10 protein-coding genes are annotated in these 12,860 nt (G+C 28.9%); 1 reads left to right on the top strand and 9 read right to left on the bottom strand.

What is annotated here, in order from left to right; genetic code table 11:
- Positions 1 to 150 precede the first annotated feature (150 nt).
- From BN6774_RS03940 to BN6774_RS03930, 3 genes are read right to left on the bottom strand one after another with little or no spacing between them, the layout of a single operon-like run.
- Positions 151 to 873 (bottom strand): amino acid ABC transporter ATP-binding protein, encoded by a 723-nt coding sequence (locus tag BN6774_RS03940; RefSeq protein WP_066890246.1) that lies wholly within the window; start codon positions 871 to 873, stop codon positions 151 to 153.
- On the bottom strand, positions 860 to 1,507 hold the full coding sequence (locus BN6774_RS03935; protein WP_066896409.1) for an amino acid ABC transporter permease: 648 nt from the start codon (positions 1,505 to 1,507) through the stop codon (positions 860 to 862). The genes BN6774_RS03940 and BN6774_RS03935 overlap by 14 nt, the downstream gene beginning before the upstream one ends.
- A gap of 50 nt (positions 1,508 to 1,557) precedes the next feature.
- The gene (locus BN6774_RS03930; protein ID WP_066890244.1) at positions 1,558 to 2,370 is read right to left on the bottom strand and encodes a transporter substrate-binding domain-containing protein; all 813 of its coding nucleotides are present in this window, start codon (positions 2,368 to 2,370) and stop codon (positions 1,558 to 1,560) included.
- 331 nt (positions 2,371 to 2,701) lie between these two features.
- Here BN6774_RS03930 and BN6774_RS03925 point away from each other — a divergent pair, with 331 nt between their 5' ends.
- Positions 2,702 to 3,790 (top strand): P-loop domain-containing protein, encoded by a 1,089-nt coding sequence (locus BN6774_RS03925; RefSeq protein WP_066890242.1) that lies wholly within the window; start codon positions 2,702 to 2,704, stop codon positions 3,788 to 3,790.
- 121 nt (positions 3,791 to 3,911) lie between these two features.
- Here the strand turns inward: BN6774_RS03925 and BN6774_RS03920 are convergent, their stop codons facing one another.
- From BN6774_RS03920 to BN6774_RS03895, 6 genes are all read right to left on the bottom strand, one after another.
- On the bottom strand, positions 3,912 to 4,199 hold the full coding sequence (locus BN6774_RS03920) for a hypothetical protein (RefSeq protein ID WP_066890240.1): 288 nt from the start codon (positions 4,197 to 4,199) through the stop codon (positions 3,912 to 3,914).
- A 5-nt stretch (positions 4,200 to 4,204) separates the two neighbouring features.
- Positions 4,205 to 6,196, bottom strand: coding sequence for an NAD-dependent DNA ligase LigA (gene ligA, locus BN6774_RS03915; protein ID WP_066890238.1), 1,992 nt, complete (start codon positions 6,194 to 6,196; stop codon positions 4,205 to 4,207).
- A 138-nt stretch (positions 6,197 to 6,334) separates the two neighbouring features.
- Entirely contained in the window at positions 6,335 to 9,640 is a 3,306-nt protein-coding gene (locus tag BN6774_RS03910; protein ID WP_066890236.1) for a UvrD-helicase domain-containing protein, read from the bottom strand.
- A 242-nt stretch (positions 9,641 to 9,882) separates the two neighbouring features.
- A complete protein-coding gene (locus BN6774_RS03905; RefSeq protein WP_066890234.1) occupies positions 9,883 to 10,710 on the bottom strand; it encodes a hypothetical protein in 828 nt (275 codons plus the stop codon).
- 510 nt (positions 10,711 to 11,220) lie between these two features.
- On the bottom strand, positions 11,221 to 11,937 hold the full coding sequence (locus BN6774_RS03900) for a pseudouridine synthase (RefSeq protein ID WP_066890232.1): 717 nt from the start codon (positions 11,935 to 11,937) through the stop codon (positions 11,221 to 11,223).
- 169 nt (positions 11,938 to 12,106) lie between these two features.
- On the bottom strand, positions 12,107 to 12,850 hold the full coding sequence (locus tag BN6774_RS03895; protein ID WP_066890230.1) for a lytic transglycosylase domain-containing protein: 744 nt from the start codon (positions 12,848 to 12,850) through the stop codon (positions 12,107 to 12,109).
- Positions 12,851 to 12,860 lie beyond the last annotated feature (10 nt).

Raw genomic sequence — 12,860 nt, 5'->3', positions numbered from 1 at the left:
AGTTATCTGTCAATTGTATCCTATCTTCTTTTTTCTACATTATTCTACCTAATTTAAAGAATTTCTTCTTATACTTTTATATACAAAAAACTCAGCTAAAAGCTGAGTTTTTTCAATAATTCTACATTTTTAATTTTTCATCGAAAAGCATTATAGCACTTTAGATAAAAAGTCCTTTGTTCTTGGATTTTTAGGATTATCAAATATTTCTTCAGGAGTTCCTTGTTCTACTATATTTCCTCCATCCATAAATAAAATCCTATCCCCAACCTCTCTTGCAAATCCCATTTCATGAGTTACAACTACCATAGTCATACCTTCCTTTGCAAGATCCTTCATAACAGTTAAAACTTCACCTACCATTTCTGGATCTAAAGCCGATGTAGGCTCATCAAATAACATAACATCTGGCTCCATAGCTAATGCTCTAGCTATAGCTATTCTTTGCTTTTGACCACCTGAAAGTGAAGATGGATAAGCATTTGCTTTATCTAAAAGACCTACTCTTTTTAATAATTCTTTTGCTTTTTCTTCTGCTTCAGCTTTTGATTTTTTCTTTACATTTACAGGTGCTATGGTTATATTATCTATAACTGTTTTATGAGGGAACAAATTAAATTGTTGGAAAACCATCCCCATCTTTTCTCTAATTTTATTTATATCAATATTTTTGTCTGTTATATTTTGCTCTTCAAATATTATTTCCCCATGAGTTGGCTCTTCTAATAAATTTAAACATCTTAAAAAAGTACTTTTTCCAGATCCTGAAGGCCCTATTACAACAACAACTTCACCTTTTTTTATATGATCATTAACGCCCTTTAAAACTTCATTTTCCCCAAAATATTTGTGTAAATTATTAACGTGAATCACTAGCCTTCATTCTCCTTTCTATATAATTCATAATTCTTCCTAAGGTAAATGTAATAACAAAATAAAATACTGCTGCTACCATCAAAGGTTCAAATGCTCTAAAAGTTTTTCCTGTAATAACTTTTGCACTATACATAATTTCTCCAACACCTATTACAGATGCCATTGAAGATTCTTTTATTACTGTAACGAACTCATTTCCTATAGCTGGCAAAATATTTTTAGTTGCTTGAGGTATTATTATAAGCTTCATAGCCATAAATTGACTCATTCCTAGACTTCTTGCAGCCTCATATTGACCTTTATCTACAGCATCTATCCCTGCTCTTATAATTTCAGAAACATAGGCTGCTGAATTTAAGGAAACTGCTATTATACCAGCTGGTAAAGGATCCATATTTATATTTAATAATTGATCAAATCCATAGTAAACCAACATTATTTGTAATAACATTGGAGTTCCTCTGATTATTTCTATATAAGCTGTTGCTAAAGCATTTAAAGGATTTATCTTTCCAATTTTAAATTTTGATCTTTTCATAAGTGTTAATAAAGCTCCAAATATAACTCCAAATAAAACACTTAAAAAAGATATTAATATCGTCCACTTTATACCAGTATAAAAATACTGCATATTTCCAGCTAATACACTAAAATCTAATGACAAAGCTTACACTCTCCTTACTAATTTTGTTTTTCTGCTAATTCATTTGCTTCTATTATAAATTTATCTAATAACTTTTCTTCTTTAATTCTCTTAATTGTAGAATTAACTTGTTCTAATAAAGCTTGTTGTTCTTTTTGAATTCCAACTGCTGATCCACCTTCAGTATCAGTAACTTTTTCTTCTGCTATCTTAAGTTCTGGATTGTTTTTAACTATCATTTCAGCAACTGGTAATTCTACTACTAAAGCTTCAATTTTTTTACCTTTTAAAGCAAGAACTAAATCATTAACATTTGAAAGTAATTGAAGATCTCCTTCTGGTACTTTTTCTTCTGCTATTTGAGCTTGAATTGCACCCATTTGAGCTCCAACTTTTTGTCCTTTTAAATCTTCAAATGTCTTATACTTATCTTTATCTTCAGCTCTTACTAAAATTCCATGTTGAGCCGTATAATAAATATCTGAAAAATCTATAGATTTTTTTCTTTCTTCATCTGGTGTCATTCCTGAAATAGCTAAGTCAATTTTACCTGAAGAAACTCCAGCTACTAAATTTTCAAAATTCATGTCTTTTATTTCTAATTCAACACCCATATCCTTTGCTATTTCTTTTGCTATATCAACATCAAAACCAACTATTTGGTCTTGTCCATTTTCATCTAATATGTGAAATTCGTATGGTGCATAGTCAGCACTTAATCCTACTACTAATTTGCCTGAATCTTTTATTGTAGATAGCTTATCCTTTTTTGATCCACAACTTACTAATCCAAATCCCATAACCCCAACAATAGTTATAGCTAATATTTTCTTTAACATTCCTTTTTTCATTTATAAATCCCCCTCTTATCTATTCCAACATCTTTTATTTACGATAGCATAATTATACACCCATTTTTTATTTTTATGCAATACTTTTTTTCAACTTTTTTATAAAAATTTTATAATTATAATTTTTTTATAGAAATATTATATAAATAAGTAGTTTTTTCTTATAATTATGAAATTTAATGATATTTTATGAACTATACATAATGAAATCTTATGCATATTTAAAAGTTGCTAGATTAAATTTATACATTTTAATTTTAATAATTTAGGTTCAATTTATAAGATAGTACATATATTATTATTGGAACTTTATTACAGAACGTTAGGAGTGATGATTTTGACATATAACAAGGAAAGACATCTATTTCTTGGTGGTAATACTTACAAAGGCTTCCATTCTTTTTTTAACTATATAATAAGAAAAGAAGATGCTAATAGAGTCCTTTGTATAAAAGGAGGTCCTGGTACTGGTAAATCTTATTTAATGAAAAAGGTTGCTTCACATTTTTTAGATAAAGGCTATTCTGTAGAATATAATCATTGTTCCTCTGATGATAAGTCATTAGATGGAATTGTTATTCCTGAACTTAAAATAGCTATGTTAGATGGAACCTCTCCACATATGGTAGACCCAATTTTCCCAGGGGCAGTTGATGAAATCATAAATATGGGAATTGCTCTAAATAATGATGCTCTTTCTTTAAGAAAAAAGGAATTAATAAATGTTTATAAAGAAATAAGCACTAATTTTCAAAGAGCTTACAAATTTCTTGCAGCAGCAAAACCTATTCATGAAGATTGGAGTAGATTAAATGCTGAAGCTTTAGATTATAGTAAGATTGTAACTATAACTGAAAGCTTAAAGGAAGAAGTTTTTAATAAGCAAAAATCTGGATTTGGTGATGAAAGACATGTATTTGCAACGGCCTTTACACCTAATGGTATTATCACCTTTGCTGAAGATTTAGTTACTGATTATAAACAAAAATTTATTTTAAAAGGTGGACCTGGATTTAGCAAGAGTAAAATCCTAATTGAACTAGGAAAGCTTGCTCAAAAGAAAGGTTACTTCGTAGAGTATCTTCATGATCCTTTTGATTCTGAAAGAATAGAGCATGTTTTAATTCCAGAAATATCTACTGCTATAGTTACTGAAAATGAAATTAGTCAATGCTCTTTTATGGGAAAAACTTATACTATTGAGGACTTCTGTAATTCCTCAATTATTTCTAAAAACCAAAATGAAATTAATTATGATAAAGAAAAATTTTATGAGTTAACTGATAAGGCACTTTTCTTAATATCTGAAGCTCATAGAATTCATGATGACTTAGAAGCTTATTATATAAAATCTTTAGACTTTAGTATATTAGATAAAATTTATAATGAAGTAATTGCTAAATTTGAAAAGTACCTATAACAAAGAGCTATATATAAGTTTCTTACTCCATCCCTTAACTGCAAGTCATCATAAAATTAATAGTATCACTTCAAAAGTAAAGAAAAAGGGGCTGTCTGTAAGACAACCTCTTAATATTTTTTTATTTAACAAACTTTATTATAAAAAATAATGATATAACAGATATAGTTATGCATATTATAGAATAAATATATTTCTCTTTTCCAAACCTATTCATTGAAAATCTTATAGCCCATAAAACCATAGTTATACATATACCAACTTGTAATGGAAGATAAGAATTAAATATAGGCATACTATTAATGAAATGATATGTTGTTAAAAAAGTAAGGACAATAATTACACTGGTTACAATTGCAGCAACTGTGCATATAAGTGTAAATATATCTTTAACACCAAATTTCTTCATTTCCTTTACTCCTTTATTAAATCTTCAAACTCCTCTTCCTTTAATACCTTTATCCCAAGTTCAATAGCTTTGTTTAGCTTAGAACCAGCTTCTTCACCTGCTATTACAAAGTCTGTTTTCTTACTAACACTTCCTGACACCTTAGCCCCTAATATTTCTAACTTAGCTTTTATCTCTCCTCTTGAATAATTATTTAATGTTCCAGTAACTACTACTGTTTTACCTTCAAAAGGACTTTCTATTATTACTTTTTCTTCATACCTTGGATTAACACCAAGTTCTAACAATTCATTAATAGTTTTTATAGCCTTTTCTTCCTTAAAGAATTCCATAACTCCATTAGCTACTATATCTCCAACATCTTGAACAGAAACTAATTCTTCAAAGGTAGCATTCTTTAAACCTTCTATAGATTTAAACTTATTAACTAAATCTTTTGCAGTTTTAACACCTACATTTGGAATTCCCAGGGAATATATAAATCTATACAGTTCACAATCCTTACTTTTTTCAATTGCATCTAAAAGATTTTGTGCTTTCTTCGGTCCAAATTTATCTAATTGTAATAACTCCTCTTTTTGAAGCTTATATAAATCTGCCATTGATTTTATATCTAGCTTTTCAAATAGTTGCTCTGCAGTTTTTTCTGAAAAACCCTCAATGTTCATAGCATCTCTAGAAGCAAAATGAACTATACTTTTTACCATTTGTGGTTTACAGGATAAAGTATTTTCACAGAAATAATGAACACCATTTTGAACTAAATGTGCTCCACAAGCTGGACAATTATCTGGTACATTTATTTCTTCAGTTCCTTCTAAAGATTCTTGAACTACTCCCATAATCTCTGGAATAACATCATTAGATCTTCTTACAAATACCTCTGCACCAATTCTTACACCTTTTCTTCTTATATCATCAATATTATTTAAAGTTGCTCTCTTTACAGTTACACCTGCAAGTTCTATTGCCTCTAATATAGCTGTTGGCCCAACTCTTCCACTTCTTCCAACATTCCATTCAACATCTAAAAGTTTTGTGGTAGCTTCTTGAGCTTCAAATTTGTAAGCTATAGCCCATTTTGGAAACTTAACTGTATAGCCCATAAGTTCTCTAGTTCTTATATCATCAATAGCAATAACTACTCCATCAATATCATAATTTAAATCGAATCTTATGCTATTAATATACTCTATTTCTTTTTCTATTTCTTCAATAGTTGTACAGTATCTAACATAATCATCCATTGGAAAGCCCTTTTCTTTTATAAAGCTTAACATTTCCTCATAAGTTTTAAATGGCTCTCCTTCCTTATATCCTACGTCATAGAAAAAGGCTGATAAATTTCTCTTTGCAGTTTCTTTTAAATTTAAGTTTCTTAAAGCTCCTGCTGCTCCATTTCTTAAATTCTTAAGTGGTACTACAGCATTTTTATTATAATTATCAAAGGCTTCAGTAGTCATTATAGCCTCTCCATGTATTTCAAATAAATCATTATTATTTATTTTTAATGGAATAGACTTTATAGTCTTAACCTGAGCTGAAATTTCTTCACCGACTTCTCCATTACCTCTTGTAGCTGCTGCCACTAATATTCCATTTTCATCGTAAGTTAAATTTACTGTAAGTCCATCAAACTTCTTTGTCAAAACATATCTAGGCTTAGGTAAATTTTCCCCTCTAGCATTCATTTCATTAATAAATTTAAGATTTCTATTATGCCAATCTTTAAGTTCTTCAAGACTTTGAGCCTTATCTAAACTCCAAAGTCTAGCCTTATGAGTATATTTACTAAAGCCTTCTAATACTCTATCACCAACTCTTAATGTTGGAGAGTAAGGAAGAACATAATTAGTTTCTTCCTCTAAAGCCTTTAACTCATAATACTTTTCATCATATTCCTTATCTGTAACAGAAGGATTATCCAAAGAATAATACTCATAAGCATATCTATTTAATTCTTCTACCAACTCTTCTATTCTTTTCTTTTTATCCAAATAAAACACCTCTTTAAATGAAAAATTAAGAATTAAAAATGAAGAATTGCAGAAGTAATTTTTTCAAAATTACTAAAAAATAAATTTCTAAACTCCGTAGGAGTTTATTCCAAAATTCTACATTCTTCATTCTACATTCTACATTAATTCCAGGTTTGCTAATGATAGCATAAGTATCTTTATGCCTTGGTTATCAAAGGCTATAGTTAGCTTTTTATCGCTTCCTGTATCTGCTATTGAAACTACCGTTCCAACTCCAAATTTACTATGCTTAACCTTTCTTCCTATACTAATATCGGTTGATGATACTGTTGATGTTGGTTTTGGAGCTTGTGGTTTTGACATAGTCATGGAGCTTCCTCTTAGGCTATGAGGATTATTATACCTATTATCACTTGGAAACATTGACTTTCTAGACTCTTGTGCTCCTCCAGTAGCTGAAACATATTCTTTTAAATCTGCTTTAATTTCTGCTATAAAGTCTGATTGAGGATAAGCTACAGTTCTTCCAAACTGTCTTCTAACTTCTGCTGAAGTCATAAATAATTGTTCCTTTGCCCTTGTTATTCCAACGTAGCATAACCTTCTTGATTCTTCCATTTCAGATTCACTATCAAATGATGCAACTCCTGGGAAAATTCCATTTTCCATTCCAACCATAAATACTACAGGGAACTCTAACCCCTTAGCACTATGAACAGTCATTAAAACTATTGTATCATCTTCTTCCTCAAGCTTATCTGTATCTTGAACTAACGAAACTTTCTCAAGATATGCAGATAAACTTTTATCTTCACTACTCTTTTCAAAATCCACAGCATCTGATACTAATTCCTTTAAGTTTTCTATTCTACTCTTATCTTCTATTTCATTTGACTTTTCTAATTCTGATATATAACCTGTTTCCTTTAGTATAGTCTCAATTAAAACCGACACAGGTAAAACTTCACTCATGTCAATAAATCTATTCATCATTTCCATGAAGTTCTCTATTCCCCCACAGTTTCTTGCAGTAAGAGTTGGAATATTTCTAACTGTACTTAATGCATCCCATAAAGGTATTTCATAGTCATCAGCAAAATCTGCAACTTTATTAACAGTTGCATCACCTATTCCCCTCTTTGGAACATTTATTATTCTTTTTAAACTTATGCTATCAGTTGGATTTACTAACACCTTTAAATATGAAAGCATATCTTTAATTTCTTTTCTGTCATAGAATCTTGTTCCACCTAATATCTTATAAGGAATATCATTTCTTCTTAAACTTTCTTCGAATATACGTGATTGAGCATTAGTTCTATAAAGAATTGCAAAATCTTTATAACTTAAATTTTGTTCATTTTTTATTTTGTTTATTTGAGTTGCTACAAAGTTACCTTCATCAGAATCTGAATAAGCTCTATAAACCTTTATCTTATTTCCACTTTCTTGTTCAGTTCTTAAAACTTTGCTTTTTCTATTAGCATTATTAACTATAACTACATTAGCTGCATCTAATATATTTCCCTTTGAACGATAATTTTGTTCAAGCTTTATTACCTTTGCATTAGGATAATCTTTCTCAAAATCTAAAATATTTCTAATATCTGCGCCTCTCCATTGGTAAATACAATTGTGGACAACTACATCATTAGCTATATAATTTCTTGCATAATCTATATTTAAGTCATATATACTTCCCGTATAATCTTCAAATTCTATGAATACTATTTTATCTTCAATTATTTTATTGCCTTCTAAGATAGCTAAGGCCATACCTTCTTTTAAACTTCCCATAGGCATAAACTTAAAGATGTTATCCGAAGTCAATTTAGCCTTTTTAACTATTTCAAATTCATCATTAGTTTCTGAAAGTTTTCTTGAAAAATCTTCTGCATCATCATATAACGCTCTTTCTGTTTCTACTCTAAAGGTTTTTCTTTGCCCATCTCTTACATTAAAGCCTGCATTTATAAATTTATTTTTATCTTCTTCACCGGAAGAATTTAATCCTATTCTATGTGAATAAATTCCTCTTTCTTCAGATTTACGTCCACCAAAAAAGCTTAAATTAATTAGCTTTCTTACACTTTCTCCTCTAATAACTGCAGAACTTAAATGATGAGGATAATCTTTATATAAAAACTCTTCACCCATTAACCTATCTGCCGCATCAAAAGTATTTATTTCTTTAAATAAATTATTTATTTGCTCTTGGCTTAAGGTTATATTTCTTCCTCTAGAATTAAATACTACCTTAGGAATACCGTATTTAACAGAATAAAATTCTTCATAATAAGTTGCCTCACTCTTAGATGAACAAACCTTAATTACCCACATTTTATCTGCTTGCTCTCCATTTAATCTAACTGCAAGGCCACTAGCCTTTCTATTTTCTCTACTTCTAATTGAAGAAGTTTGACCTATTCTATATCCATATCCTTTTTTATACATAAGGTATACATAATATTTTCCTTCTTCTATTAATACCCTTGTAAAAGTTAAATGATTAGGCGTCGATTTAATTACTTTTCCACTTTCAGTAGTTACTTTTACTATTTTACCTTCATATTCTCTCTTAGAAATATTCTTAACTTCAAGTAAATTAGTTTCACCATTACCAACTGCAACTCTTACTTTGGAACCTTCTTTTAAATCCTCAATAGCTACTTTTCCTTTTTCAGATTCAACTAAAGTTCCTTCAACTAAACATTGGTCATCATCGCCTACTACGCATATATTCTTATGACTTTCCGCAAGTAATCTAATTAATTCATATTGAACCTTATTTGTATCTTGGTACTCATCTACCATAATATATTGAAATTTTCTTTGATAAAATTCTAATGTTTCCTTATTACTTTTAAATAATTCAACAGTTTTAAAAATTAAATCATCAAAGTCTAAGGCATTATTTTCCTTAAGCCTTTTTTGATACATTTCATAAACTTCTGCAATTTTCTTTTCTCTAAAATTACTTTCATTTTCTCTCATAAAGCTAGCTGGACTTTGCATATTGTCCTTTGCTTTACCAATTTTACTCATAATTTCTCTATCAGTTATATCTTTATCATTAATATTTAAAGCTTGCATACATTCCTTTACAAGGGTTTTTTGATCTGAGGTATCGTAAATTGTAAAGTTTTTCTTGTATCCAATCTTCTCTATTTCTCTTCTAAGTATTCTTACACAAGTAGAGTGGAATGTTGATATCCACATATCTTCTGCTCTTTCCCCTATTAAAGCCTTTACTCTATCCTTCATTTCCTTAGCTGCTTTATTAGTGAAAGTTATGGCCAAAATTTTATATGGTAAAATTCCTAAATCATCTATCATATGAGCCATTCTATATGTCAAAACTCTAGTTTTTCCTGAACCTGCTCCTGCTAGTATTAATACTTGACCTTCTACAGTAGTAGCTCCTTCATATTGTTCTTTGTTAAGTAATGACTTTAAATCCATCAATCCAGACTCCTTTCCTATTACTAACATATTATATCATACATATCTTTTATATTGTTGCCTAAAAGCTTTAATTAGATTATGAATTTATAAAAAAAGTGCGCTATATAAACTTGCTTATTCAGTGGAATTTACTCCAAATCATTGCATACTTATATAACACACTTTAAAACTCAAATAAGAAAAATATAAACATCTATACAAACTTCTTATTTAATTATATATCACCAGTATTTTGCTGCTTAAACAGAACTATTTATCATATTTAAATTTGTCTTTTTTTCTTTATTTAATTTATTAAACCACCAAATTGCATAAATTAACCCAAAGGCTAAATTAAAAGCTCCAATTATAGGTAAAATACTTTCATTTCTCCATGCTTCTGAACCCATTATAGGTCCAAATATATCTCCAAAGGTTGCTCTTATAAATATATGTATTGCTAAGGTATAAACTCTAGCATGCAACCATAAATCTGACCTTTTTCTAATTAAAGAGTATATTTCTGGGACAATTAATATACATATTGAACTTGCAAAATATCCAGTATTTTCAGCATAAACAAATCCTGCATTCCAAGTTGTATAGAATAAACACCACATTAATGGTATATCACATATTAATTCTGCCCATCCTTCCTTAGATCCAAACTTCCAATTCTTTGGTGGAAGTGGGATAGTTATTCCACATATCATTCCTGCTGCAAAATTCATATAATTTCCTAAAGTAAGATCCTTTAAAGATGCTTCTAGTATATTTAGAAAAAGAACTCCATATAATACCCAAAAAACCCAATTTTGTCTTAATACTTTAAAACCTTTTTCCTTATATTTATAGCTCATTCTACAAATATTTACGAAACAAGTTGGAATAACTACTGATAATACCTTAGCTAATCTAAACCAATTATCTCCGAAGGTTTTAAACCATATTGGAAAAGCAAATACGGCTAAAATGCCTATTACAGTAGTTGATTTTAAGTATTTTCTAGCCAATTCTACTAACAAATATAAAATGGCAATATAAGCTGACATTGAAAGCAAGTACTGCCACCATTCTATATTCCTCATAAATAATCCCCCTAACCTTTTGTTATGTTTTTCCTGTTTAATTTTACACTCTTATACTTTAATAGTCAATGCTTCTAATTATTAACTATTGATTGATTTTCATTCATTATTTTCTTCGCGAGATTTTTTTCTTGCATAACTTTTCTTATTTATCTTTGTATATGAAATATTGTAAAATTTTGAATTTATTTTTATATAATACTATATATATTGTCGTTATTGCACTAAAATTGTTAACCCTAAATGAAATTGTTTTCTTTTGCGATTTTATTAAATTTTCACTATAAGTAAAGGTTTAAATTTATTTTTATGCAACAAAAAACGCAACCCTTGGGGCTAGGTTGCGCTTTAGCAATAAGCAATAAATAAAAAGGGGGCTATTTATTCCTTTTATTTATCCTTGCAATGATATTATATTGTATATATTTTAAAAATGCAAGAGATTTTGAAAGATTGTTGTAAAATTTTTAGAATTATGAATTATTTTAATTCATTTTTATAAAACATTCGTTAAAAACCTTTTAAAATACTTACTTCCTCTTCAGTTAGCTCTCTATATTCGCCTTCCTCTAGCTCTTCATCTAGCTTTAAGGTTCCAAATTCAACTCTTTTTAGGTACACTACACTCTTATTTACAGCTTCAAACATTCTCTTAACTTGATGGAACTTTCCTTCTTGAATTGTTACCATTACCTCAGAGCCTTCCTCTGTAGCACTTAATATTTCAAGTTTAGCTTCCTTACATAGATATCCATCATCTAAAGTTATACCTTTTTTAAACTTCTTAACATCATCTTCTGTAACTTTCTTATCTATTTTTGCATAATAAATTTTATCAACCTTCCACTTAGGTGATATTAATCTATGGTTTAATTCACCATCATTAGTTAATAATAAAAGTCCAACTGTATCCTTATCTAATCTCCCAACTGGGAATGGATTAAATACTTGATGCTCAATTTCTAATAAATCCACCACAGTTTCATCTCTATTATCAAAAGTAGCTGATACTACCCCATCAGGTTTATTCATCATTAAATAAATATATTTTCTATAAAAAATTTCTTCACCATTAACAATTATCTTATCTCTTTCAGGATCTACTTGCATTCCATTATCTTTTACCAAATCTCCATTAACTTCAATAAGACCTTTTTTTATAGCTTGCTTTATTTCTTTTCTGCTCCCATACCCTAAATTAGATAAAACCTTATCTAGTCTTTCCATAAAGGCACCTTCTTTCTTATTTTATTTTGAACTACTATGAATTATTTTATTACTTTATATTGATTTTAGCAAATAAGTAATTAATAAAGCTTTATAACAATTTACTAAATAAAAAACTCAGACCACAGTCCGAGTTTTTTAGTTTATTGTTTATTATATTAATTTAATTTTATGCTAGTTGTGCCATAATTCTTGGTACATAATTTTGAGTTTCTTGTGGCATTTTATATAAATCACTTGGAGATTTAACTCCTCTTTTTTCAATAGTACCTGGCCCCGCATTATAAGCCATTAATGCCATCTCAACATTTCCACCATACATATTTAAATAGGATTTAATATGCTTAACACCAGCTTCAATATTTTCATCAATATCAAAAGGATTATTTACACCATAGGCATCTAAATTAAAGTCCATTATTTGCATAAGCCCCTTTGCTCCTGCTGATGAAACTGCATTAGGATTAAAATTTGACTCTTGCTTAATTATAGCTAATACTAAATTTTTATCTACCCCATATTTATTTGCATATTTATCAACAGCACTATAGATATCCTCCATATTAACAGAATCATCTTCTGAAGAATAATTTCTTAAGTTATTATTTGTATTACTGACAGCATTAGCAACTGTATTATTAGTTATACTTTCTAATAATAATTCTCCAGTTTGTATTGGCTCTTTTCTTATTTTTAATGGAATATCATCAAGTCTTTGTCCAGAACCTTTACTTATAAAAATACTACTCTCTTCATTATTTTCAATATCATTATTTGATTTCATATTTTCCATTTGATTATTTAACATGGTTTCATATACTAAGTCAAATTCTGGTCCATCACCTATTGCCTTTTTTAATACATCCTTACTTATTGTTAAGCCTAGAAAATCTTCTACCTTAGGAATATTCACAAGCTTTCCC

Source organism: Clostridium nigeriense (assembly GCF_900086595.1).
GTDB classification, from domain to species: Bacteria; Bacillota; Clostridia; order Clostridiales; family Clostridiaceae; genus Clostridium; species Clostridium nigeriense.
Note: the sequence above shows the minus strand (reverse complement) of the source record. Positions and strands in the feature narration are given on the sequence as shown.